Origin of the sequence: Streptomyces sp. STR69 (assembly GCF_024519455.1) — a bacterium.
GTDB lineage: Bacteria > Actinomycetota > Actinomycetes > Streptomycetales > Streptomycetaceae > Streptomyces.
In genome coordinates this window covers 395,849-419,206 of the sequence record NZ_JALJRY010000003.1, presented here as the reverse complement: position 1 = coordinate 419,206, position 23,358 = coordinate 395,849, and the positions used below count along the sequence as shown (strand labels likewise).

The 23,358-nt window shown below is 71.1% G+C and carries 17 protein-coding genes; 7 read left to right on the top strand and 10 right to left on the bottom strand.

Annotated elements, in window-relative coordinates:
• Positions 1 to 21: 21 nt before the first annotated feature.
• Positions 22 to 435, bottom strand: coding sequence for a nuclear transport factor 2 family protein (locus OC490_RS08175; protein WP_262057138.1), 414 nt, complete (start codon positions 433 to 435; stop codon positions 22 to 24).
• 319 nt (positions 436 to 754) lie between these two features.
• On the opposite strand from OC490_RS08175, the gene OC490_RS08170 reads away from it, so the two are divergent.
• The 5 genes from OC490_RS08170 to OC490_RS08150 are packed head-to-tail and all read left to right on the top strand — an operon-like array spanning position 755 to position 7,357.
• Positions 755 to 1,594: a type 1 glutamine amidotransferase domain-containing protein gene (locus OC490_RS08170; protein WP_262057137.1), complete on the top strand. Its 840-nt coding sequence runs from the start codon at positions 755 to 757 to the stop codon at positions 1,592 to 1,594.
• A 50-nt stretch (positions 1,595 to 1,644) separates the two neighbouring features.
• On the top strand, positions 1,645 to 3,321 hold the full coding sequence (locus OC490_RS08165; RefSeq protein WP_262057136.1) for a thiamine pyrophosphate-binding protein: 1,677 nt from the start codon (positions 1,645 to 1,647) through the stop codon (positions 3,319 to 3,321).
• 5 nt (positions 3,322 to 3,326) lie between these two features.
• Positions 3,327 to 3,920 carry a DJ-1/PfpI family protein gene (locus OC490_RS08160; protein ID WP_262057135.1) on the top strand — a complete coding sequence of 198 codons (594 nt, stop codon included), beginning with the start codon at positions 3,327 to 3,329 and terminating at the stop codon, positions 3,918 to 3,920.
• A gap of 27 nt (positions 3,921 to 3,947) precedes the next feature.
• Entirely contained in the window at positions 3,948 to 5,936 is a 1,989-nt protein-coding gene (locus tag OC490_RS08155; protein WP_315986659.1) for an alpha-1,4-glucan--maltose-1-phosphate maltosyltransferase, read from the top strand.
• Complete coding sequence (locus OC490_RS08150; protein WP_262057134.1) at positions 5,933 to 7,357, top strand: maltokinase N-terminal cap-like domain-containing protein; 1,425 nt, start codon at positions 5,933 to 5,935, stop codon at positions 7,355 to 7,357. The genes OC490_RS08155 and OC490_RS08150 overlap by 4 nt, the downstream gene beginning before the upstream one ends.
• A 305-nt stretch (positions 7,358 to 7,662) precedes the next feature.
• Here OC490_RS08150 and OC490_RS08145 read toward each other — a convergent pair whose 3' ends face one another.
• The gene (locus OC490_RS08145) at positions 7,663 to 9,018 is read right to left on the bottom strand and encodes a helix-turn-helix domain-containing protein (protein ID WP_262057133.1); all 1,356 of its coding nucleotides are present in this window, start codon (positions 9,016 to 9,018) and stop codon (positions 7,663 to 7,665) included.
• 277 nt (positions 9,019 to 9,295) lie between these two features.
• Here OC490_RS08145 and OC490_RS08140 point away from each other — a divergent pair, with 277 nt between their 5' ends.
• The gene (locus OC490_RS08140; protein ID WP_158697264.1) at positions 9,296 to 9,448 is read left to right on the top strand and encodes a hypothetical protein; all 153 of its coding nucleotides are present in this window, start codon (positions 9,296 to 9,298) and stop codon (positions 9,446 to 9,448) included.
• A gap of 30 nt (positions 9,449 to 9,478) precedes the next feature.
• On the opposite strand, the gene OC490_RS08135 is transcribed toward OC490_RS08140, so the two are convergent.
• From OC490_RS08135 to OC490_RS08125, 3 genes are read right to left on the bottom strand one after another with little or no spacing between them, the layout of a single operon-like run.
• Positions 9,479 to 11,806 carry an ABC transporter ATP-binding protein gene (locus OC490_RS08135; RefSeq protein ID WP_262057132.1) on the bottom strand — a complete coding sequence of 776 codons (2,328 nt, stop codon included), beginning with the start codon at positions 11,804 to 11,806 and terminating at the stop codon, positions 9,479 to 9,481.
• The gene (locus tag OC490_RS08130) at positions 11,803 to 12,696 is read right to left on the bottom strand and encodes an ABC transporter permease (protein WP_262057131.1); all 894 of its coding nucleotides are present in this window, start codon (positions 12,694 to 12,696) and stop codon (positions 11,803 to 11,805) included. Before OC490_RS08130 ends, OC490_RS08135 begins: the two co-directional genes overlap by 4 nt.
• On the bottom strand, positions 12,693 to 13,676 hold the full coding sequence (locus OC490_RS08125) for an ABC transporter permease (protein WP_262057130.1): 984 nt from the start codon (positions 13,674 to 13,676) through the stop codon (positions 12,693 to 12,695). The genes OC490_RS08130 and OC490_RS08125 overlap by 4 nt, the downstream gene beginning before the upstream one ends.
• A 149-nt stretch (positions 13,677 to 13,825) precedes the next feature.
• On the opposite strand from OC490_RS08125, the gene OC490_RS08120 reads away from it, so the two are divergent.
• A complete protein-coding gene (locus OC490_RS08120) occupies positions 13,826 to 15,475 on the top strand; it encodes an ABC transporter family substrate-binding protein (protein ID WP_410098596.1) in 1,650 nt (549 codons plus the stop codon).
• A 55-nt stretch (positions 15,476 to 15,530) separates the two neighbouring features.
• Here the strand turns inward: OC490_RS08120 and OC490_RS08115 are convergent, their stop codons facing one another.
• The 5 genes from OC490_RS08115 to OC490_RS08095 all read right to left on the bottom strand — a co-directional run bounded on the left by OC490_RS08115 (position 15,531) and on the right by OC490_RS08095 (position 23,204).
• Positions 15,531 to 16,748 carry an IS701 family transposase gene (locus tag OC490_RS08115; RefSeq protein ID WP_262057128.1) on the bottom strand — a complete coding sequence of 406 codons (1,218 nt, stop codon included), beginning with the start codon at positions 16,746 to 16,748 and terminating at the stop codon, positions 15,531 to 15,533.
• Positions 16,741 to 18,900: an AGE family epimerase/isomerase gene (locus tag OC490_RS08110; RefSeq protein WP_262057127.1), complete on the bottom strand. Its 2,160-nt coding sequence runs from the start codon at positions 18,898 to 18,900 to the stop codon at positions 16,741 to 16,743. The genes OC490_RS08115 and OC490_RS08110 overlap by 8 nt, the downstream gene beginning before the upstream one ends.
• A 1-nt stretch (position 18,901) precedes the next feature.
• The gene (gene glgX / locus OC490_RS08105) at positions 18,902 to 21,037 is read right to left on the bottom strand and encodes a glycogen debranching protein GlgX (protein ID WP_262057126.1); all 2,136 of its coding nucleotides are present in this window, start codon (positions 21,035 to 21,037) and stop codon (positions 18,902 to 18,904) included.
• 62 nt (positions 21,038 to 21,099) lie between these two features.
• Positions 21,100 to 21,810, bottom strand: a complete 711-nt coding sequence (locus OC490_RS08100) for an NAD(P)H-binding protein (RefSeq protein WP_019072611.1) — start codon at positions 21,808 to 21,810, stop codon at positions 21,100 to 21,102.
• Between the two features lie 59 nt (positions 21,811 to 21,869).
• Positions 21,870 to 23,204 carry an NDP-sugar synthase gene (locus OC490_RS08095; protein WP_262057125.1) on the bottom strand — a complete coding sequence of 445 codons (1,335 nt, stop codon included), beginning with the start codon at positions 23,202 to 23,204 and terminating at the stop codon, positions 21,870 to 21,872.
• Between the last annotated feature and the right edge of the window lie 154 nt (positions 23,205 to 23,358).

Sequence of the window (23,358 nt, the reverse complement as noted above, 5' to 3'; positions counted from 1 at the left end):
GCCTCCAAAAGGTGACGGGAATCAGATCGCGGCCGGCTCGCCGACCCGGTAGTCGACGATCAGCGGGCGGGCGCCCGGCGCGGGGCGCTCCAGCTGCCACTTCTGGTTGATCCGGAAGGACGAAACGGTGCCGTCCGCAGTCGACTTGGCGGTCCACACCACCGTGACGTCGACGTCGACACGGGTGCCGTCCTCGTGCACGGTGACCTCCTCGACGGTGTGGCTCTGGTCGGTGTAGGCCGCGCCGACGGCCGTGTACCAGTCGAGGAAGTCGGCGTGGCTGTACAGGGTCCGCTCCGGGAAGGCCATCACCAGGCCCTGGTCGGCGACGAAGGGCAGCAGCTCCTCGACCGGCGCGTGCTCGCTCAGCAGGTCGTACCAGCGCTGCACGAACCCGGCGATCTCCCGGTCGGAGCCGGTCTGTTCGCTCGGCATGTGTGTCTCCGCTCATCGGGGGTTCCGCTCCCGGGGGCCGGAAGCGGCACGGGTCCGATGACCCCACATCCGCGCCCGCCCGGTCCGCTCGTGCGCGCGGACCGGCCGCACTGTGCGAAGTCGCGGCCCGAGCTGCGGCAACTCCCGGCGTGCGCCGGTGGGTTCACGGAATGAAGACCGATGGCCACAACATGCCGTAGTGCGTTCGGCCACTTGAGGATGTGCCGTGAGCGGGGCGCCGCCGGCGGCCGGGGCGAACGGCCCCGACGTAGACAGGAATCCGCCAGTTGGCACCGTCCCGCCGAACGGGAGGAACCCCATGAGCAGGCGCATTCTGGTCGTCCTGTCCGAACACGGCTACTGGGGCGAGGAGTTGATCGGCCCCCTGGAGACCTTCGACCAGGCCGGCTACCACCTCACCTTCGCCACCCCCACCGGCAAGCGCCCGCAGGCGCTGCCGCCGAGCATGGACCCCGAGTACGTCGACCCGCCGCTCGGCCGCTCCGTCACCACCCCCGAGACCGCCGCCAAGGTGCGCAAGGTCGAGGACTCGGACCGGCTCGACAACCCACTCGACCTGTCGTCCTGGCTGCCCGACCGGCCCTACCGGTCCAAGCCGTACTTCCTGCGCGACTGGGAGGCCTACAACACCCGCCTGGAGCAGGTGCGTTCACAGATCGCCGACCGCTACGACGCACTGCTGATCGTCGGCGGCAGCGGACCGATCGTCGACCTCGCCAACAACTGGCGGGTCCACGACCTGATCCTCGCCTTCCACGCCCTGGACCGGCCGATCGCCGCCGAGTGCTACGGCGTCGCCTGCCTCGCCTTCGCCCGCGACCAGGAGACCCGCGAGTCCCTCATCCGCGGCAAGCACGTCACCGGCCACTGCATCGAGTACGACTACAAGGACGGCACCGGGTTCCTCGGCACCGACTTCGTCATGGGGCCGCCGCCGTACCCGCTGGAGTACATCCTGCGCGACGCCACCGCACCCGGCGGCGCCTACCACGGGAACTTCGGCAAGGAGACCTCCGTCATCGTCGACTACCCGTTCATCACGGGCCGTTCGACGCCCGACTCCTACCTGACCGGACAGAAGACCGTCGAGGTCCTCGAACAGGGCCTGCGGCAGTGGGGGTTCAGGACGACCGCCTGACCCAGGCGACCGTCCCACGCTCCTTCGCCCCGACGAGAGGTGAGCACACGATGGACAGCAGGCCCGCGCGGATCGCGCTGCTCGAACAACTGCAGGCCGAAGGGGTCCGGTTCATGTTCGGCAACCCCGGCACGGTCGAGCAGGGGTTCCTCGACGAACTGCGCTCCTTCCCCTCGATCCAGTACATCCTGGCCCTCCAGGAGTGCACGGCCGTCGGCATGGCCGACGGCTACGCACGCGCCACCCGCACCCCGGCGGTCCTGCAACTCCACTCCGGAGTCGGGCTCGGCAACGGCATCGGCATGCTCTACCAGGCGATGCGCGGCCACGCCCCGATCGTCACCCTGGTCGGCGAGGCCGGGCTGCGCTACGACAGCATGGACGCGCAGATGGCCGCCGACCTGGTCGGCATGGCCAAACCGGTGACCAAGTGGGCCACCCGCGTGGTCGACCCCGACTCCACGCTGCGGGTGCTGCGCCGTGCCTTCAAGGTCGCCGCGACCCCGCCGTACGGTCCGGTGCTGGTCGTGCTGCCCGCCGACGTCATGGACCGCGACACCGCCGAACCGGTGGCGCCCGTCTCCTACCCGGAGACCCGCAGTCTGCCCGCCCCCGACACCGTGGCGAGGGCCGCCGCGCTGCTCGCCGACGCCCGCAACCCGCTCGTCATCGCCGGCGACGGTGTCCACTTCGCGGGCGCCCAGGCCGAGTTGGGGCGGCTGGCCGAGGTGTGGGGCGCAGACGTGTACGGCGCGGACTGGGCCGAGGTCAACCTGTCCGTCGAACACCCCGCCTACGCGGGCCAGTTGGGCCACATGTTCGGCGAGCAGAGCCGAAAGACCACCGGCGCGGCCGACGGGGTCCTCATCGTGGGCACCTATGTGCTGCCCGAGGTGTACCCGGCACTCGACGGTGTCTTCGGGGCCGGTGTCCCGGTCGTGCACATCGACCTCGACTCCGGCGCGATCGCCAAGAACCACCCCGTCGACCTCGGTATCGTCGCCGACCCCAAGGCCACCCTGGGCCTGCTCGCCGACGCGCTCGGCCGGGAGATGGGCCTCGGGCGGCGGACGGCGGCGGCCGAGCGGCTGCGCCGGCACGCCGCGCAGCGCTCGGCCGCGCTCGCGGCGGCCGACGCGAGGGAGGAGGCCACGGCCACCGCCCTGGAACTGCCCACCCTCGCCCTCGCCCAGGAGTTCGCCCGCCGGCTGCCGTCGGACGCGATCCTGTTCGACGAGGCGCTGACGGCGTCCCCGGAGCTCTTCCGCCGGCTGGCGCCGACCGTGCCGGGCCAGTGGATGGCGACCCGCGGCGGCTCCCTCGGCGTCGGCATCCCCGGCGCGCTGGGCGCCCAACTCGCCCACCCCGACCGCACGGTGGTCGGCTTCACCGGCGACGGCGGCAGCATGTACACCTTCCAGGCCTTGTGGACGGCGGCCCGCTACGGCCTCCCCACCAAGTTCGTCATCTGCAACAACGGCCGCTACAAGCTCCTTGAGGACAACATCGAGGAGTACTGGCGGGACCAGCACATCCCCGCCCACGAACAGCCCGAGATCTTCGACCTGAGCAGCCCGGCCGTCGACTTCGTCTCCCTCGCCGGCTCGCTCGGCGTGGCCGCCGTACGGGTCGAGAAGCCCGGGCAGGCCGAGGAGGCGGTCGCGCAGGCGCTCGCGCACCGCGGGCCGTTCCTCATCGACCTGGTGACCGCCAAGGGGAAGGGGTAGCCGCCGTGCGACTGTCCGGTCACAAGATCGCCGTCCTGATGGAGAGCGACTTCTACGAGCCCGAGATCCTCTACTACCGGTACCGCTTCCCCGAGGAGGGAGCCGAGATCCACTTCCTGTCCCGGCTGTGGGGCAACGAGCAGATGACCTTCCAGGGTCATGAGCACCGCATGCCCTTCGAGGTCACCGAGTCCTTCGAGGACCTCGACGAGTTCGCGCTGAAGGAGTACTCCGCGGTGATCGTCCCCTCCGGGATGGTCGCCGACCGGCTGCGCTTCACCGAGGACCCCCAACTGCTCCCGCCCGCCAGCCAGTTCCTGCGCCGCGCGTTCGCCGACCCGGCGATCCTCAAGGGCATCATCTGCCATGGCATGTGGCTCGCCGCACCCGTGCAGGGCCTGATGCAGGGCAGGCGCGCGGTGGTGCACAACAACCTGCTGGGCGACCTGCGGAACATGGGCGGCGAGTACGTCGACCAGGACGTCGTCATCCACGACGACCTGGTCACCGGCCGCACCGGCAACCACTGCCACCTCTTCGCACGGACCATCATCGACCTGCTCGCATCCCGTACGCCGGCCCCGACCGGGCTCCGCTGACGCGATCCGACCGGGGAGGAGTCAACCATGACACCGGTGACCGGGCGCATCCCCGTCCTCGACGTCCGACCACGGGTGCGGGACGGGGAGCTGCCCGCCAAGGCCGTGACCGGAGAACACCTCGACATCACGGCCACCGTCTTCCGCGAGGGCCACGGCGCCGTCGCCGCGGACGTCGTCCTGCACGATCCCGCGGGGCGCCCCGCCCACCGGGTCCCGATGACCCTCGTCGACGAGGACGCCGACCGCTGGCGGGCGACCGTGGTGCCCGACACGGAGGGCCTGTGGACCTTCCGCGTCGAGGCCTGGGCCGACCCGCTGGAGACCTGGCGGCACGACGCCGCGCTGAAGCTAGAGGCGGACGTCGACACCGAACTCACCCTGACCGAGGGCGCGTTGCTGCACGAACGGGCGGCACTCGGCATCACCGCATCGGACCGCCGGGAGGCGGTCTCCGCGGCCGTGGCCGCGCTCCGCGACACCCTGGGCCCCCCTCCGGCCCGGCTGTCCGCCGTCACCACCCCCCGGGTGACGGCCGCCCTGGGGCGCTACGCGCTGCGTGATCTCGTCACCGCCTCCCGGCCCCTGCCGCTGCGCGTCGAACGGCGGCGCGCCCTCGTCGGCTCCTGGTACGAACTGTTCCCGCGCTCGGAGGGCGCGGTGGTCCGGGCGGGCAGCCGCCCGGTCGGCGGCACACTGCGGACGGCCGCCGAACGGCTGCCCGCCGTCGCCGCCATGGGCTTCGACGTCGTCTACCTCCCGCCCGTCCATCCGATCGGCACCACCCATCGCAAGGGCGCGAACAACACCCTCCACGCCGGCCCCGACGACGTCGGCTCGCCCTGGGCCATCGGATCCCGGCACGGCGGCCACGACACCATCCACCCCGACCTCGGCACCGAGGACGACTTCCGCCATTTCGTCGCCACCGCAAGGGAGTTGGGCCTCGAAGTCGCCCTCGACCTCGCCCTCCAGTGCTCGCCGGACCACCCCTGGCTCACCGAGCACCCCGAGTGGTTCCACCACCGAGCCGACGGCTCCATCGCCTACGCCGAGAACCCGCCCAAGACGTACGAGGACATCCACCAACTCGACTTCGACGGCGACCCCGAGGGCCTGTACGCCGAGGCGCTGCGGATCGTGCGGCACTGGATGGCCCTGGGCGTGCGCATCTTCCGCGTCGACAACCCGCACACCAAACCGGTGCAGTTCTGGGAGTGGCTGATCGCCGAGGTCGATGCCACCGACCCCGACGTGCTGTTCCTCGCCGAGGCGTTCACCCGGCGGGCCATGGTGCACGCGCTGGCGCAGGCCGGCTTCCAGCAGTCGTACACCTACTTCACCTGGAAGAACACCAAGGCCGAACTGACCGCCTACCTCCCCGAACTCGCCCGGGACAGCGCCGACTTCCTGCGGCCCAACCTCTTCGTGAACACCCCCGACATCCTGCACGCCTACCTCCAGCACGGTGGCAGGCCCGCCTTCGAGGTCCGGGCCGTGCTCGCCGCGACCGCCGCGCCGAGCTGGGGCGTCTACGCCGGCTACGAACTCTGCGAGAACACCCCGCTGGCGGAGGACACCGAGGACTACCTCGCCTCGGAGAAGTACCAACTCCGGCCCCGGGACTGGGCGTCGGCGGAGGCCGAGGGCCGCACCATCGCCCCGCTGATCACCCTCCTCAACCGGATCCGCCGACAGCACCCCGCACTCCAGGAGTTGCGCAACCTGCGCCTGCAGAGCACGGACAACGACCAGCTCCTCGCCTACACCAAACACGTCGAACTCCCCGACGGCTCCACCGACTTGGTGCTCGTGATCGTCAACCTCGACCCGCACCACGCCCACGAGGCCACCGTCACCTGCGACCCGGCCGCCCTCGGCCTGCCCGCCGACGGCACCCGCAAGCTGCGCGACGAACTCACCGGCGAGACCTACGCCTGGGGCGAGTCCACCTACGTACGCCTCGATCCGGCCCACCAGGTCGCGCACGTGCTCACACCCGCGGAGGGAACATGAGCGACGGCATCCTCGAACCCCTGCTGCCGGCCCTCGCACCATGGCTGGAGGGCCGCCGATGGTTCGACGCCCGCTACGGCGGAGCACGGCTCGAAGCCAGAGCCGCCACCGTGCTCGGCACCGAACCGCCCCTGCTGCTGCACGCCGTGGTCTCGGCCCGGCGCGAGGACCGGTCGGTCCTCGACTACCAACTCCTGCTCGGCCTGCACCCCCACCTCCCCACCCGCCTCGAACCGGCCGCCATCGCCACCGTGCCCACCGGCCCCTTCCAGGGCTGGCAGGTCTACGACGCCCTCGCCGACGGCGCCCTGCTCGGGCTGCTGCTGCGCACCCTCGCGGGCCCCGGCACCGACCCCGGCCTGCGCCTGGAACGCACCGGCCGCTACCCCCTGCCCGTCGGCCTCGTGCCCCACCCGCTCGACGGCGAGATGAGCAACACGGCCGTGGCGTACGGCGGCCGGATCCTCCTCAAGATCTTCCGCCGCCCCGAACCGGGACCGCACACCGAGGTCGAGGCCCTGCACGCGCTCACCCGGCAGCACTGCGCCCGCACCCCCCACCTCTACGGGGCGCTGCACAGCGACGCCCAGGGCGCGGAGGGCCTGGTGCTCGGCCTGATCGAGGAGTTCCTGCCCGACGCTCGCGACGGCTGGGAGGAGGCGGTGCGGCAGGCGGGCGACTGCATGGACGGCGTGGGCCGCACCGCCCCGGCCACCGGCGGCTTCACCGCGCACGCGCACGGGCTCGGCCGAGCCGTGGCGGACGTGCACGGCGCGCTGGGCAAGGCGTTCGGCCGAAACCGCCTCACGGCACAGGACGTGGCCGAGGAAGCGGCACGCATGAACATGCGGCTCAAGGAGGCCGCCGAGGAGGTTCCGGCACTCGCCCGCTACACCACCCGGCTCGGCGCCCTCTTCGACGACTACGCCCGGGTCGCCGGGCGCGGCAGCCCCGTCTTCGCCCAGCGCACCCACGGAGATCTCCATCTGGGCCAGGCGCTGCGCACCGCGGACGGCTGGCGGATCGTCGACTTCGAGGGCGAACCTGCCCGGCCCGCCGCCGAACGCGCCCGCCCGCAACCGGTGTTGCGGGACATCGCGGGCATGCTGCGCTCCTTCGACTACGCGGCCCGCACCGGCCTGGCCGCCCGCGAGTCCGGCGACCCGGGGGAGGAGGGCTCGCCCGCGCGGCGACTGCGCCGACGCCGGCGCGCCTATGCGTGGGCGGTGCGCAACCGGCGGGCGTTCATCGAGGGATACGCCTCGGCCGGGCGGGAGGACCCGCGCTGCCAACCGGTCGCGCTGCGCGCCCTCGAGGCGGACAAGGCCGTGTACGAGGCCGTATACGAATCCCGCCACCGCCCCGACCGGTTGAAGGTCCCGCTCGCCGCCGTGCACCGGCTGGCGAACACCGCCCGCTGAACTCCGCCGAATTCACCGACCCCCGCCGGAATACCAACTCCCGTGCCGTGTAAGGGAATTCCGGCGGCGGGAGACCGGGCGGAATTCACCGACGGATTTCCCGCCCTCACGGCCCGTCGAACGGAGACACGGCGAACCCCCCGCCCCGGGCACTCTTCCAGGCGGGGGGTTCGGAGGGCGCGGATCCGGCCGGAAACGGAACCGGGTCGCCTGCCCCGTCGGACCGCTCGACGCCGAAAGGTCCGTGCCTTTGGCGGGGGTGAGGGGCAAAGGTCCGTACCGGATTCGGGAAAACGGCGGGCAGTTCAGGCGCGGTGCTGCTCGGAGAGGATCTGCCCGGGGTCGCGGTGCGGTGCCATACCGGCGGCCGACAGCGCCCGGTCGTACGCCTTGAGCGCCTCGGCGGTGTTGCCCTGCCGCTTCCACAGGTCGCCCAGGTAACGCCAGTTGAGGGCCACCTGGTGGGAGGGCCGGAACTGGCGCAGCTGCCGGGTGGCGGCCTGCAGATACTGTGCGGCCTGCTCGTGGTTGCCGCGCATCAGCTGGATCTCGGCGAGCGTGCCGCGCGCGCCGACCGCCTGGATGCGGGACTCGGTGCCGGTCAGCCCGAGGGCCCGCTCGGCGTGCGCCGCGGCCTCGTCCCACTGCCCGAGCATCGCGTCGGCGTCGGCGAGACCGATCTCGCACTGGGCGAGCTCCGGCGCGTTGCCCACCTCGGCCAGGAGTTGCTGCGCCTCCTCCAGCAGCTGCTTGCCGCGCGCCGGTTCGGGCTCGTCGACCTGGAGCAGCAGGGAGCCGTAGTTCATCTTGAGCATGGCGAGGTGGCGCAGGTTGTCGTCCTCGGACATCAGCGCGAGCGCCCGCTCCACCAGGGCCAGGGCCTCGTTGAGCTGGCCGCGGGAACGGGCCACAAGACCGGCGTTCCAGTAGACGGCGCCACGCGCTGCCCTCGCGCCCTGCTTCTCGGCGGCGTCCAGGAGCTTGCCGCCCATCAGCTGGGCGTGGATGAGGTCGCCGCGCATGTGGAACGAGCCCATGAGGGTGGCACCGAGCTGGACGTGGTCGACCGTCACGTCCAGGCCGAGGGCGTCCAGCCGGGCCATGGCGCGCTCGCCGATCTCGATGCTGAGCGTGATGTCGCCGGCGTTGCGATAGCAGCGGCACAGGGCGACCGCGATCTGGCACCACTCGGCTGAACCCGGCGCCAGGTCGGGGTCCCGCTGGAGTTCCTCCAGGACCGCGATGGCGGCCTCGGTGCGGTCGAGCTTCTCCAGCGCGGAGGCCTGCCCCATGCGCGCCCGCCGGGTCATCGAGACGTCCAGGAGGGTGGGCCTGGTCAGCAGCTCGCTGAGGGTCTGCAGGGCCTCGCCGTTGCTGCCGTTGCGCAGGGCCATCTCGCCGAAGGCCAGCCGCAGGCGGGCCTCCTCCAGCTCGTGGTCGTCCCGTCCGCTGCGCAGGTACTCGGCAGAGCAGCCGAGGCGCTCCGCGAGGGCGGCGAGCACCGCGTCCGACGGTGCGCGCTTGCCGGATTCGATCAAGGAGATGTAGCTCGCCGAAATCTCGCTGGACGCCAGGTCCTGCTGCTTGAGGCCACGTTTGCCGCGCAGCAGCCGGATGCGGTTGCCCAGCCCTGCGGTCGTCGTGTTTTCGAGAGGGTCCATGTGGGCTCCTAGGAGGTGGCTATGACCACCGGGATGACAGATCAACGTTACCAGTAAGTCGCCTGCCATCCAATGGAGTCTTCTTGATCGATTCGCTGGCGCGAAGTGGTCTGGGCTGGCATTTTCTGAATTTGCGTTAATTCAAACTTCATTTGGGTGTGGGCATTCCGCTTTTCGAGATCGTCTTTTGTGAGATTAATACTTGACTGATTGAGTAAGTTCTTGTTGACTCATCTTGTCAACGCGTCATCCGTAAATGCTCGGAGAGGAGATTTTCATGAGCATCAAAGTATTCACGCTCATCGCAATCGTCGTCTTCGTCGGTGGGCTAGTGACGAGCGGACTCTGGTTGAACGGTTCGGGCGCCACCACGCATCCCTTGCGCGAGGGCATTGCCCAGTCGAGCGGTGCGAGCGGCGCCTGTTGCTGAGGCGGCCGTACGGACAACGGCACACGAGGCTCAGCGGACCGGAGGACGGTCCGGCGGCTCGCTCCAGGGCCGACCGGTCGTCCCCCGGTCTGTCCGTGTCCCCTCCCAGGGCAGTCCCCGGTGCGGGAAGTGGCACGCCACCGTATGGGTGCCGGCCGGGGTGACCTGGGACGGCCGCGGGACCTCGGTCTCGCAGCGCATCCGCCGCCCGGCCGACAGGGCCGCGGCGACGGGACAACGGGGCCGGAAACGGCATCCCCCGACGAGCGGTACGCCGGCCGGGGGTTCGCCGGGCAGCACGATCCGGCGCCGGGCGCGCTCGGCGACCGGGTCGGGCAGCGGGACGGCCGACAGCAGCGCCCGCGCGTAGGGATGGCGGGGCCCGTCGAACACCTCGGCGACGGGCCCCGTCTCCACGACCCGTCCGCCATACATCACGGACACCCGGTCGGCGATCTGCCGGACCACCGCCAGATCGTGCGACACCAGCAGATACGCCGGCCCCAACTCCCGCTTCAGCCGGAGCAACAGATCCAGGATCTGGGCCTGCACGGACACGTCCAGCGCGGACACCGGCTCGTCGAGCAGCAGCAGCGCGGGCTCCACGGCCAGGGCGCGCGCGATGGCGACACGCTGGCGCTGCCCCCCGGAGAACTGATGCGGATAACGTTCCGCGTCCGCCGGATCCAGACCCACCTGAGTCAGCAACCGCGGAATCCGCGACTCTACGACGCCCCGTGGCACCCGCCGCGCATACAACGGCTCGGCGACGATGTCGCCCACCGGCATCCGCGGATCCAGACTCGACAGGGGATCCTGCGGCACGATCTGCACGGCACCGCGCAGCAGTCGCGCGGTCCGCCGGGTCAGCCGTGCGACATCCTGCCCGAGGATCTCCACGATCCCCGCCTCCGGGGCGGTGAGCGACACGATCTCCATCAGCGCCGTCGACTTCCCGGCCCCGGACTCACCGACCAACGCGAGGGTCTCCCCGCGGCACACCTCCAGATCGACGTCCTCGACCGCCCGAACCGCCCGCTCACGACGGCGCCGACCACTGACGGGCACGTACGTCTTGGCGAGACCGGAAACCCGGAGCACGACCTCGGGGGCGGCCGGGCCGGGGCGGGACAGGGGAAACGCCGTCGACTGGAGGGCACTTGGGAGGGCGTGTCTTCCACCCGGCGTGGTGTGGCCCCGGCCCGGGACGGCCGATCCTCTGCCCGGTAGCGCGGGTTGCCCGCTCGGGTGGGGTCCAGCGCCGTGGACGCCGCGCGTCCCGACAGGTCCGGCGTGCTTCCCGCCCACGACAGCCCATGCCCCGCCCGGCGGAAACAGTCCCGTCGCCGTCCGGTGGATGACCAGGGGGATCCGGCGGCACGCCGCCTCGTGCGTGGCGGGGCCGGCGAGGCCGGCGCGGGAGGGGCTGTCCACGCCCACGAGGGGGATGTCGGAGGTTTCGCACTCCGGCTGGGTGAGCGGGCAGCGGGGTGCGAAGGCGCAGCCGGGACCCGTCGTGCCCGGTGTCGGGGCCGTTCCCGGTATCGGGGTGAGGGGGACCCGGGCATCGGTCCGCGGTACCGAGCCGACGAGTCCGACCGTGTAAGGCATCCGGGGGCGGGTGAGTACCGCCTCGACCGGGCCCGTCTCCACGACCCGGCCCGCGTACAGCACGGCGACCCGGTCCGCCGTGCCCGCGATCACGCCGAGGTCGTGCGTGACCAGCAGCAGGGCCGCGCCGGTCTCCCGGCGGGCGTCGGCGAGGGCGTCCAACACCTGTGCCTGCACGGTGACATCGAGCGCGCTGGTGGGCTCGTCCGCGACCAGGACATCGGGGCCGTTGGCCATCGCCATCGCGATCATCGCCCGTTGCAGCATCCCCCCGGACAGCTGATGCGGGTAGGCACGAGAGGCCCGTGCAGGCTCCGGCACCCCTACGAAGTCCAGCAGCTCCACCGCCCGCCGCTGCGCCGACTCCCGCTGCGGGCGCGGGCGTTGGTGGATGCGCACCGCCTCCGCGAGCTGGTCGCCGACCCGCCGCACCGGGGTGAAGGCGTGCAGCGGGTCCTGGAAGACCATGGCGATCCGGCGCCCGCGCACCCGCGCCAACTCCCGCTCCGGCAGCCCCAGCAGCTCCTCGCCCAGCAGCCGTACCGACCCGCCCACCGTTGCGCCCGGCGGCGCGAGCCCCATGAGGGAGAGTGCGGTGAGGGTCTTGCCGGTCCCCGACTCGCCCACCAGGCCCAGTACTTCACCGCGGCGAAGGACGAGATCGACGCCTCGCACCACGGGCACCGGCGGGCGTCGCCCCACGCCGACGGCGACCGTCAGGTCATGGACCTCAAGGACGGCGTTCACCGCGACATCCCCGACACCGTCGTACGGGACGGCGCGACGGCGTCCACCGTCGTCGGATCGAGCGCGTCCCGCAGCGCACCGCCGACGAGGTTGACGGCCAGCACGAACGCGATCAGCAGCCCGGTGGGGAAGAAGAACATCCACGGATACACCAGCGCCACGTCCGTCGCGTCCGCGATCAGCGTGCCGAGGGACACGTCAGGGGGCTGTACGCCGAGACCGAAGTACGACAGCCCGGTCTCGCTGATCACCGCCGCGCCCACGGCCAGCGTCGCGTCCGTGATGAGGAACGACGCCGTGTGCGGCAGCACGTGCCGCCACAGGATCCGAACCGGTGAGACACCCATCAGCCGTGCCACCACCACGAACTGACGCTCTTTCAGCGACCGGGTCATCCCGCGCACGGCCCGCGCGGTGACCATCCAGCCCAGCAGCGCCAGCAGCCCGACCAGCGCGATCCAGCTCCGGTCGCGCAGCCGGGGCGCGGCCACGGACAGCACGAGGAAGGCCGGGAGGACGAGCATGAGGTCCACGACGAACATCAGCACCCGGTCCGTCCAGCCGCCGAAGTAGCCCGCGCAGGCACCCACCACCGCGGCGAGCCCGGTCGAGAACACCGCGACCAGGAGCCCGATCAGCAGCGACTTCTGCAGTCCCCGCACCACCTGGGCGAAGACGTCCTGCCCGATCCGGTTGGTGCCCATCCAGTGCCGCGCGTCCGGCGGCTGCCGCAGCGCGGTGTAGTCGACGTCCGTGTGCGTCCACGGGCTGATGTACGGCCCGAGGAACGCCAGGGCGAACAGGACCAGCAGGACCGCGAGCCCGCACAGCGCCCCCGGCCGCCGTACCGTCCGGCGCAGCACCACGCGCCCCCGCCCGCCGCCCCTCATGGCTGCCGTACCCGGGGATCGAGCAGTGCGTGCAGGACGTCGGCGAGCAGCCCGGCGAGCAGGACCACGGCCGCGGCGAAGATGTTGACGGCCACCACCGAGTTCACGTCGCCCTTCTGCACCGAGTCGACGAGCCAACTGCCCATGCCGGGCCAGCCGAAGACCGCCTCGGTGAACACCGCTCCGGTGAACAGGGCCAGCATCCCGTAGGCGAAGAACACCGACACCGGGACGAGCGAGATCCGCAGCCCGTGCCGCAGCAGCGCACGGCCCGGGGTGAGCCCCTTGGCCCGGGCGGTGCGCAGATGGTCGGCGCCCAGGACGTCGAGGGTGGCGGCGCGCTGGTAGCGGCTGTAGGAGGCGATCGCGGGGATCGCCACACAGATCGCCGGCAGCAGCAAGTGGGCGGCCGTGTCCCGCAGTTGGACGGTCCAGTCGCCCTGCAGACCCGGTGTGTGCTCGCCCGTGTAGAGGATGACCTGGCTACCGGCGGCCCGGTTGACCGCCAGCGCCCCGGTCTTCAGCAGCAGCGCCAGCACGAACGTGGGCACGCACAGCACCGCGAACGAGAACACCGTCAGGATCCGGTCGCCCGGCCGGCCGTGGCGGACCGCCCCCCACACCCCGGCCAGTACCCCCACCGCCGTACCCACCAGGGTGCCGATCAGCAGCAGCCGCACCGACACCCCGACCCGGCGGCCGAACTCGGCGTTCACCGACTCCCCGTCGATGGTCCGGCCCAGGTCGCCGTGGACGGCCCGCCCCGCCCAGTGCGCGAAGCGCTCCGGCAGCGGAGCGCGGTCGTCCATGCCCAGCCGGGACAGCTCCGCGTCGACGACCCGGGCCGGCGGGGGCGGCTGGCGGCCCTCGAAGTAGGCGCGCGGATCGAGCGCGGTCGAGGCGAGCGCGTAGGTGAGGACGACGGAGGTCAGGAAGAGGATCGTGCAGTGGACCAGGCGCCTGAGGATCAGGGAGAGCATGGGCCCTCGTTCCGCTTCATGTGGGTGACACATCGTGATGTTAAGCTCCGGCTCCGTAATGCGCAGGACAGTTCGGGCAGTTGACGGTTCGTCCGTACTGGGAGGGCCGCGTGGTGGAGCGATTACGGGGCAGGCTCGCGCGCTCGCTGGTGTGTACGCTCGTCCTCCTCGGCGTGGCCGGCTGCTCCGGTCCCCCCGGCACCGTCCGCCGTCCGGCGCTGCCGACCTACGGCACCTACGACATCAACGCCCAGCCCGCGGACGCCCTCCGATCGGGCGGCACGCTGACCCTGCCGATGGCGCAGATGATCACGCAGTTCAACTTCGACCACGTCGACGGCGCCCTGGACGACGTGTGGACCGTCGACAGCATGACCGAGCCCCGGCTCTTCGCCCGCGACGCCAAGGGCGTCCCGCACGCGGTGCCGGAGTACCTGCTCTCCGCGTCCGTCACCGGCACCTCGCCCCAGGTCGTCACCTACCGGCTCAACCCGAAGGCCCGCTGGTCCGACGGAACGGCCCTGGGCTGGCGGGACTTCGCCGCCCAGTGGCACGCGCTCGGCGGCGCCGACCAGCGCTACCTGGTCGCCGACACCAGCGGCTACGACCGTATCGCCGACGTACGCCAGGGAGCCGGCGCCCACGAGGTGCGGGTCACCTTCAAGCAGCCGTACGCCGACTGGCGCAGGCTGTTCACCCCGCTCTTCCCGGCCGCCGCCTACGACACCCCGCAGCGCTTCAACTCCGGCTGGCAGGGTCAACTGCCCATCAGCGCGGGCCCGTTCAAACTCGACTCGGTCGACCGGACAGCGCAGACTCTCACCCTCGTCCCTGACCCCCGCTGGTGGGGCACGAAACCCAGACTGGACCGGATCGTCTTCCGCGTCCTCGACGCCGACGCCGCCCTGCAGGCCTTCCTGAACGGCGAGGTCGACGTGGTCAACGCGGCCACCAGCGAGGCCTACGCGCAGTTGAAGAACGCGCGGGACAGCGAGATCCGCATCGGCTCCGCCTGGGACGAGGTGCACATCACCCTCAACGGCGCGGGCGGCCCGCTTGCCGACCAGGCGGTACGCAACGCGGTCCAACAGGCCGTCGACCGCACCGCGTTGGCCGACGTCGCCGCCGAAGGCCTCCCGGTCAAGGTGCCGTTGCTCGGCAACCACTTCTTCATGACCAACCAGCCCGGATACGCCGACAACTCCAGGCCCTACGGCACCTACGACCTCAAGGCCGCCGAAAAGGCCCTGGACGCCGCCGGCTGGAAGAGTCCCGGCGCGGGGAAGATCCGCGTCAAGAACGGCCGCAGCCTCACCCTCCGCTTCGTGCTCAGCGAGGGCACCAACCGGCTCGGCGAGGACCTGGCCCAGCTCGTCCAGCACATGCTGGCCCAGGCCGGCGTCCGGGTCGACATCCAGAAGGTGCCCGCGTCCGCCTACGCGCCGCAGTACCTGGAGAAGGGCAACTTCGACCTCGCCATCTTCCGGTTCACCGGCCTGACCTACCCGAGCTCCGCCTACGCCATCTACCGCCGCCCCGAGGCGGGACAGCCCTTCCAGAACTACGGCGGGGTCGGCTCGGCGCGGGTGGACCAGCTCCTCGGCCAGGCCGTCGGCGCCCTCGACGAACGGACCGCCGAGCGGCTCTACGACCGGGCGGACGCCGAGATCTGGCGGCTCGGCCACGACATCGAGCTCTACCAGCGACCGCAGATCCTCGCCGTGCGCAAGGGCCTCGCCAACTACGGGGTGCCGGGACTCGGCGACGTCGACTTCAGCAAGGTCGGCTGGCAGAAGTGAGCGCACGGCGGCCCCGTACGGACGTATCCGTACGGGGCCGTCGTGAGGCGCTGGCTCAGGCACGCGGGCGGCTCAGGGCTCTCTCGTCCGCCTGCTGGCGCACCATGTCGTAGCCGAGCGCGGCCGAGGCCAGCGTCACATGGTGGTGCCAGCCCCGGAAGGAGCGGCCCTCGAAGTCGCCGAGCCCGAACTCCTCGTGCATCCGGCCGAGCGCCCCTTCCGCGAACCGCCGCAACTGAGCCAGCGGCACGATCTCCGCCAGCCGGCGGGCCGGGAGGTTCGTCAGCCAGTAGGCGCGCGGCCGGGAGCGGCCGTAGGGCCAGTCCGCGAGCAGGAGACGCGGCCGGGGGAGTGTGCCCGCGGCCGGGTCCGCGCGCAGCAGCACCGGGCCGGTCACGAACTCCGAGTGCCGCATGCGTTCGGTCACCGGGTCGTGCCAGGTCACCGAGGCCCGCTCACCGTGGCGCGCCGCGTGCGCGGCGAGTTCGGCGAGCGTGCCGCGCGTCCCGGGGGCGGCGGCCTGCCGCCGGGGCAGCAGGACCGGGGTGTGCGGCGCCGCCTGGACGAGATAGCCCAGGCCGCGCGCCTCCAGACCGCGCAGCAGCGGGTCCGGGTCGCTCTCGCAGCGCCAGTCGGCCAGCACCGGCAGCGGTTCGAGCGACCACTCGTCGAGCATCTCGTCGAGCGCTTCCAGTACGTAGCTCCAGCGCGGCCTGCACCGTTCCTGGGTCGGCACATGGGCCTGGCCGCGCAGTCGCTCGTCCCGGTCCCAGCGGGCCGGCAGCAGCAGCCGCCAGTTCACCGGGACCCCGCCCGCCTGGCCCACCAGCGAGGCGGCGAGCGCCAGTTGGCAGTTCACCGTCCGTTCCTGGGAGGCGGCGTACTGGCGGGCGACGCCCACCGACCGGTCGCCGTTCTTGGCGAAGACGACCTCGTCGACGGACCAGGCCTCGGCGCGGAAGGCCCGCACCACCTGCCGGGCGAGCCGCCCCCGCACGGGAGCGGACGCCCACGGACTCTGGTTCACGAACTGCTGGATCTGCTGCACGGCCCGCTTCCCGAGCACCTGCTCGGAGATCCGGGCGGGTGTCTTGCGCCCGGGCACGTCCAGCAGCCCGCGCACATAGACCTCCCCCCAGCGCCGCTGGTCGGCGCGGGTGAAGTCGCCGAACAGCTCGCGGCAGTAGGCGGGGAGACCCGGGGAGGTGCCCGGCGGTGCCCCCGGGGTGCGCATCGGGGGTAATGGGAGGGTGATCGTCGCGAGGTCATTCATGGTTGCACTCGTCACCCCCAGCCAGCAGGAAGGCGTCCGTGGCGAGCAGCGCGTCCGCCACGTCCGGCAGCGCGCAGCCCACGATGACGAAGTCGACGTCCAGACCCGCCTTGGTGCGCTGGAACAGCAGCTCGTTGATGGCGGGCCGGCACATGCCCCCGACCTCGCACAGATGGAACTCCACGCGCTGCGGGGCCGCGGCCATGACCTCGGCCAGGACACGGCGGAACTTGCCCAGTTCGGTCGCGTCGATCACGCCGTGGCAGCTGACGTGCGCGGTGCCGCCGTCGAACGAGGTGCGCATCCGCAGCCGCATCGTGGCCGGCTCCAACTCGACGCGTACGCGCACCGGTTCGTCGCCGCGCGGGAGTACGACCGTCAGGTCCTTGCCGTCGAAGTTGTGGTACGGCTGGTCGTCGACCCACACCCGGGTCAGCTCCACCGAACCGGCCGGCAGCAGATCCGGCGCCACCCGCAGCACCCGGCCCGGCAGGTCCTCCGGTCGCGGCTTGAAGTGCAGGGTGACCGGGTCGTCGCTGAGCAGCAGCCCGGTGTAGGCGGCCGACAGGTAGCACAGCTCCAGCGCGTGGTAACCGGCCATCGCGTGGCTGCCCTTGAGGCGTTCGGTGCCCAGCAGGTACGGGATGCCGTTCGCCAGCACGTTGAAGTAGACGCCGCCGTCCTGGCAGTCGAGGAAGAAGGCGTTGTAGAACGCCGCCGCCTCGCGCGCCAGCCGCAGCTGCTCCGGGTCGCCGGTGGTGCCGGCCAGGATCAGATAGGCGAGGATCGCCTGTTCCTGCTGCCACCAGGCCTTGCGGTCGTGCCACACCATGCGGTGGATGCCGCTGTCCGGGTCGGGCTGCCGCTCGACCACGTCCAGCCAGCCGCCGCGCAGCCCGTCGCTGCCCACCGCCGGCATGATCTCGGCGATGCGCTCGGCGGTCGTGGCGTACTCGGGCTTGTCGTGCAGGGACTTGATGCGGGTCAGGTTCCAGGCGATCTTCAGGTTGTGGCCGACGACGGCCCGGTCCTGCTGCCAGCCCCAGGTCCGGTCCGGACTCCAGTCGGCGTGGAACCGCTCCTGCACGAAGGGGCTGTTCGGCTCGTCCGGGAACCGCTCCACGATGGTGTCCGCGGTCTCCTCCAGCAGCGCGGCGAAGTCCGAACGGCCCGTCGCCAGAAAGGCGTTGATCAGATACGCCGGGGCGTGGTCGCCGACCGAGTTCCAGTTCTTGCGGGACCGGTTGCGGCCGAGCGAGTCGGCGTTCGGGTCCAGGGTGATCGGGTCGAGGTGCGAGAAGAACCCACCGCGCACGGGGTCGCGGAAGTACTTCTGGAACAGCTCGACCGTCCGGTCGATGTCCTGCAGGATCCGCGGGTCGCCGGTGATGCGGAACGTCTGGGTGGGACCGGCGAGCGCGTAGATCTGCTCGTACATCGGGATGGCGTCGAAGTCGTCGCCGAACTCCGAGGCGAAGACCGGACGGTGGCCGGAGGACGTGATGTCGACGCCGTGGTACCAGTAGGTGATCCCGTCGGCGGTGTCGTCCACCCGCATGTGCTCGCGCAGATACTCGGTGCCTGCCTCGGCCGCCTCCAGGAAGCGGTCCTTGCCGGTCAGCAGATACGCCGTGGCCAGGCCGTAGACCAGCCGGGAGATGGTGTCGGTCTCCTGGCGTACGTCCGCGCCGGCGAAGTCCGGCAGATGGGTGCCGCTGAGCGTGAGATGGGTGCGGAACCCGCGCCAGTCGTACACGCCGTCGGGGAAGTGGCCGCGCAGATAGAAGTCGGCGATGGCGGTGGCCTGTTGGACCCACCAGTTCGGGTGCTCGAAGACGTACTGGCCGCGGGTCTCCTCCGGGAAGGTGATCTCCTTGGCCTCGAACCGGGAGCCGCCCTCCCACTCGTAGAGGATGCCGTACGCGAAGACGTAGCGGCCCTCGGCCAGCATGTCGACGGTGTCGGCGGTGGTGTCGCGGTAGTCGTCGCCGAGGTTGCGGACGATGCGCGAGACCGCGTTCGCGGGCAGGTGGACCGTGAACTCCCGTTCGTCCGAGGTGCGCAGGCCGAAGCGGCGGCCGGTCGGGCTGTAGTAGGTGATGTAGCCGGCGAGCGTGTCGGAGTTGATGCGTCGTTGCGCAGGTGCACTCATCTCAGGTGCCCTTCTCGTCGGGCAGGGACGCGAGCAGGACGACGCTGCGGCCCTGGGCGTGGTGGGTCGGACCGGCGACCAGCTCCTCTTCTCCGGGCGGAAGGATGTCGTAGGGGCCGGGGCGGGCCGTGTCGAGCACGCGGTGCCAGTGGTGGCCGGGGACGTCGGGCAGCTCGAAGTCGAGCCCCAGGTGGTACATGTTGAGGATCAGATGCAGGTCCGGGTCACCGTCGAAACCGCCGTACGTGCAGGCCAGCACCCGGGCGTTGGGGTCGTCCCAGCCGGGTTGGTGGAGCCGGGTGCCGTGCCAGGTGATGTCGGGCTGGGAGCGGGAGTTGAGGCGTTCGGAGAAGAACTGCGGTTCGCGCAGGGTGCGGTAGCGCTTGCGGAGCTGGACGACGCGCTGGGTGAAGCCGGTCGTCTCCTTCTCCTTCCTGGCCTGGTTCCAGTCGAGCCAGGAGGTCTGGTTGTCCTGGCAGTAGCCGTTGTTGTTGCCGCCCTGGCTGTTGCGGAACTCGTCGCCGGCCAGCAGCATCGGCACCCCGCGGCTGAGCATGAGCAGGGACAGCAGGTTCTTGATCTGCCGAACCCGCAGGTATTCGACGTCGGAGTCGTCGGTGGGTCCCTCGACTCCGCAGTTCCAGCTGTAGTTCTCGTCCGCCCCGTCGGCGTTGGCCTCACCGTTGGCGTGGTTGTGCTTCGCGTTGTAGCTGACCAGGTCGTTGAGGGTGAAGCCGTCGTGGCAGGTGATGAAGTTGATGCTGTTGGTGGGGAGTTCGCCCTGGGCGGCGAACAGGTCGGCCGAGCCGCCGAGCCGGGAGGCGACCTCGCCGACCAGGCCGGCGTCGCCGCGCACGAACCGCCGTACGTCGTCACGGAACGGGCCGTTCCACTGCGCCCAGCGCTTCCCCGGGAACCGGCCGACCTGATACAGGCCGCCGCCGTCCCACGGCTCCGCGATGATCTTCGTCTCGGACAGCACCTGCGACAGCTCGATCGCCCACAGGGCCGGCGGCACCGCCATCTCGTAGCCGAGGGGGCCACGGGAGAGTTCGGAGGCGAGATCGAAGCGGAAGCCGTCGATGTGGTGCTCGGTCACCCAGTACTCAAGGCACTCCACGATGAACTTGGTGACCATCGGATGGTTGGCGTTGACAGCGTTGCCGCAGCCGGTGAAGTCCATGTAGTGCGAGCGGTCCTGCGGCCACAGGTGGTAGTACGCCTCGTTGGCCGCACCCCGGAAGCTGATCGTCGGCCCGAACTCGTTGCCCTCGCTGGTGTGGTTGAAGACCACGTCGAGGATGACCTCGATGCCCGCCTTGTGGAACGCCTTCACCATGTCGCGGAACTCGGTGATGTGCGTGGCGAGATGGGGGCTCGAGCAGTAGCCGGTGTGCGGGGCGAAGAAGCCGTAGGGGTCGTAGCCCCAGTAGTTGCGCAGCGGGGTGCCGTCGGGTCCTGTGCGCAGCACCTGGGTCTCGTCGAAGTCGAAGACCGGCAGCAACTCCACTGCCGTGATGCCGAGTTCGCGCAGGTGCGGGATCTTGTCGATGACGGCAGAGAAGGTGCCGGGCCGCGCGGTCTCCGAGGTGGGGGAGGCGGTGAGGCCGCGGACGTGCATCTCGTAGACGACGGTCTCCGCCATCGGGGTGTGCAGCGGGGTGTCGCCCTCCCAGTCGTAGTCGTCGAGGTCGACGACCAGACTGCGCATGCAGTGTTCGACGTTGTCGCCGGGGCCGATGGCGGTGGTGCGCTCCCAGCGGCTGTTGACGTTGGCCCGCGCGTACGGGTCGATCAAGACCTTCCGCTGGTCGAACCGGCTGCCCAGGGCGCTGAGATCGCGCGGTCCGTCGATGCGGAAGGCGTAGACCTGGCCGGCGCCGATGCCGTGGACGTGGCAGTGCCAGAAGTGGAAGCTGCGGTGGCGGTCGGGGAGGAGCGGGATGGTGCGGTAGGGGTGCGGGCTGTCGCAGTGCTCGAAGAGCAACAGGTCGACGCGGGTGGCGTGTTCGGAGAAGAGCGAGAAGTTGACACCGTCGCTGTCGACGGTGGTCCCCAGCGGCTGCGGGCGGCCGGGGGTGACGTCGGAGGGATGGCCGCCGTAGATGTCGGAGGCCTGGTCGGGGCGTAAGGTCATCTGTTCTGTCATGGCATCTGTCGCAGAGTCCGTCGGAGTGTCGTACACATCGGTGGCCACCCTCAGGCGAGTGCGGCCCGGGCCGCGGTCGGAGTGTCGGCGCGGAGGCCGGTGAACAGTTCGTCCCAGGGCGGGGAGCCGGCGCCCGGTCCCACCTCGCTGCGCATCTCGAAGGTCACGCCCCGGGCGGCGGGCGAGTACAGCGCCTCGACGCAGGCGTCGGCCACATGCGGGCGGGCCACGCGGCCGTCGCCGACATCGCCCTGCTCCAGGTGCAGATGGCCGTGGCCGGGCTCGTCCGTCAGCCAGCCCGGGCGGATCACCGTGTACGGCAGCCCGGAGGAGCGGACCGCGTTCTCGCCGGCCAGCCGCCAGTCCAGCATCCGGCCGTAGGCGTTCATCGGGTGGTCGCGGCGGGTCACATGGCGCTGGCTGACCAGCACGAAGTGCGGGCTGCCGGAGGCGGCGAGCAGGGCGTCCAGGACATGGCGGACCCCGGTGTGCAGGGTGGTCTCGGGGCTGTCGGGACCGGCGTCGTCGGTGCCCGGTTCCACGATGTAGACGACCGCCGAACAGCCGTGCAGGGGTGTGCGGACGGTGGCGGGGGCGCGTACGTCGGCCGCGAAGAACTGTGCCTGCGGCGGATTGTGCCGCCGGGCGCGCTGAGTGCTGCGGCCGATGACCCGCACGCTCTCGCCGCGGGCGAGCAGTTGACGGGCGACGAGCCGGCCGACTCGGCCGGTTCCTCCTATGACTGCGATCGGGCTGTCCATCGAGATCTCCACGGGGCTGCGGAAGAGCCGGAAAGGGCGGGGGAGTTGGCGGGGCGCGCTCAGATCCAGTGCAGGATGTCGTCGGAGCTGGTCAGATGGGTGCCGGTGGGCAGGCCGGTGACGGCGGGCACCCGCAGCCGCGGGTACACGCTCACCCCGGTCAGCCGGGTGCCGGGACGCAGGTCGGCGGCCTCGCCGATCGCGGAATGCAGCAGCCGGACCGGGTTGTCCCGCTCGGAGTGCACCCGCGCCAGCGGGCCGACGTACGAGTCGGTGATACGGGCGTACGGCCCGACGACGGCGCCGTCGCCGATCGCCGTCCGGCTCAGCCGGGCGCCCTCGTCCACGTCGACGCCGTCGCCGATGTCGCTGAACCGCAGCTTCACTCCGGGACCGATCTCGGCGTTGCGCCCGATGCGGACGGCGGGGCCGATGACGACACTGCCCTCGGAGATCTTCTGGGCCAGGGTGGTGCCGGTCACGCTGTCCTTGGTGCGCAGGCTGGACTCGTGGATCCAGTACCGCGGGTCGGTACTGGTCGGTTCGCCCATGGCCTGGTTCATCCGGCGGTAGTGGCCGCCGAGCACGTCACCGAGGGTGGCGAGGTAGTCGGGGATGCTGCCGAGGTCGCCGAGCCGGTCGATGGGGGCGACCGCGACCGGCAGTCCGCGCCCGACCAGCCAGGGCAGCAGGTCGCCGCCCCAGTCGAGGCGCTGGTGGGCGAGCCGGATCATCTCGGGGTTGCGCGCGGCGAGCCGCAGCCGGCCGCAGTCGACCAGGTACATCCCGGCGTTGGTGGGCAGGGTGCTGCGGGAGCCGGGCAGCGAGGTCTCGGGGAAGACGCGGTGGACACGGTCCAGATCGGGCTTCTCCAGGAATCCGGCGACCAGTCCGTCCGAGGAGGTCTGCATCACGCCGTACTTGCCGGCGATCTCCTCGGGGGTACGGCCGACCGTGGCGACGGTCACGACGGCGTCGGCGGCGTCGTGCGTGTCGACCAGCGTGTTGAGGTCGAACTCGAAGACGGAGTCCACGGGCAGCACCAGGGCGCGGCCCGTCAGGTCCCACTGTTCGAGGTTGTGCAGGGTGGCGGCGCCGGAGCCGACGTTGTAGCGGTCGAGCCGGGCGCGGGAGTAGTGGATCTCCACGCCGAACCGTTCGCCGTGGCCGAGCACGAGCTTGATCTGGCTGTGGTTCTCGGCACCCTGGGCGATCACGTAGAAGCGGCGGATGCCCTGGTCACGGCAGGACTCGACGAGCCATTCGACGACGGACCGGCCGACGAACGGGATGAGGGCCTTGCTGCGGATGTAGTCGGACGAGGCGAGGGTGAGCGGCTTGGCGCGTTCGCCCCGGCCTCCCGCCAGGATGATGCCTAACGTCTCGTCCCCCATGACAGTCCTGCCTCCTCGGCTGACAAATCAACGCCCTTCAGTCAACTCGTGCTGTCATGTGTAGTCAAGTAAAAAGTAAAACAAGCGAGTTGAGGCAAACGCGAATCAGCCCCGGTCAACGATTCGACCAGGGCTGATGCTGCTTTACAGGGGT

Coding starts and splice junctions, on each gene's coding strand:
- OC490_RS08175 (WP_262057138.1), bottom strand. CDS start 435: ATGCCGAGCGAACAGACCGGCTCCGACCGGGAGATCGCCGGGTTCGTG.
- OC490_RS08170 (WP_262057137.1), top strand. CDS start 755: ATGAGCAGGCGCATTCTGGTCGTCCTGTCCGAACACGGCTACTGGGGC.
- OC490_RS08165 (WP_262057136.1), top strand. CDS start 1,645: ATGGACAGCAGGCCCGCGCGGATCGCGCTGCTCGAACAACTGCAGGCC.
- OC490_RS08155 (WP_315986659.1), top strand. CDS start 3,948: ATGACACCGGTGACCGGGCGCATCCCCGTCCTCGACGTCCGACCACGG.
- OC490_RS08150 (WP_262057134.1), top strand. CDS start 5,933: ATGAGCGACGGCATCCTCGAACCCCTGCTGCCGGCCCTCGCACCATGG.
- OC490_RS08145 (WP_262057133.1), bottom strand. CDS start 9,018: ATGGACCCTCTCGAAAACACGACGACCGCAGGGCTGGGCAACCGCATC.
- OC490_RS08140 (WP_158697264.1), top strand. CDS start 9,296: ATGAGCATCAAAGTATTCACGCTCATCGCAATCGTCGTCTTCGTCGGT.
- OC490_RS08130 (WP_262057131.1), bottom strand. CDS start 12,696: ATGAGGGGCGGCGGGCGGGGGCGCGTGGTGCTGCGCCGGACGGTACGG.
- OC490_RS08125 (WP_262057130.1), bottom strand. CDS start 13,676: ATGCTCTCCCTGATCCTCAGGCGCCTGGTCCACTGCACGATCCTCTTC.
- OC490_RS08115 (WP_262057128.1), bottom strand. CDS start 16,748: ATGAATGACCTCGCGACGATCACCCTCCCATTACCCCCGATGCGCACC.
- OC490_RS08110 (WP_262057127.1), bottom strand. CDS start 18,900: ATGAGTGCACCTGCGCAACGACGCATCAACTCCGACACGCTCGCCGGC.
- glgX (WP_262057126.1), bottom strand. CDS start 21,037: ATGACCTTACGCCCCGACCAGGCCTCCGACATCTACGGCGGCCATCCC.
- OC490_RS08100 (WP_019072611.1), bottom strand. CDS start 21,810: ATGGACAGCCCGATCGCAGTCATAGGAGGAACCGGCCGAGTCGGCCGG.
- OC490_RS08095 (WP_262057125.1), bottom strand. CDS start 23,204: ATGGGGGACGAGACGTTAGGCATCATCCTGGCGGGAGGCCGGGGCGAA.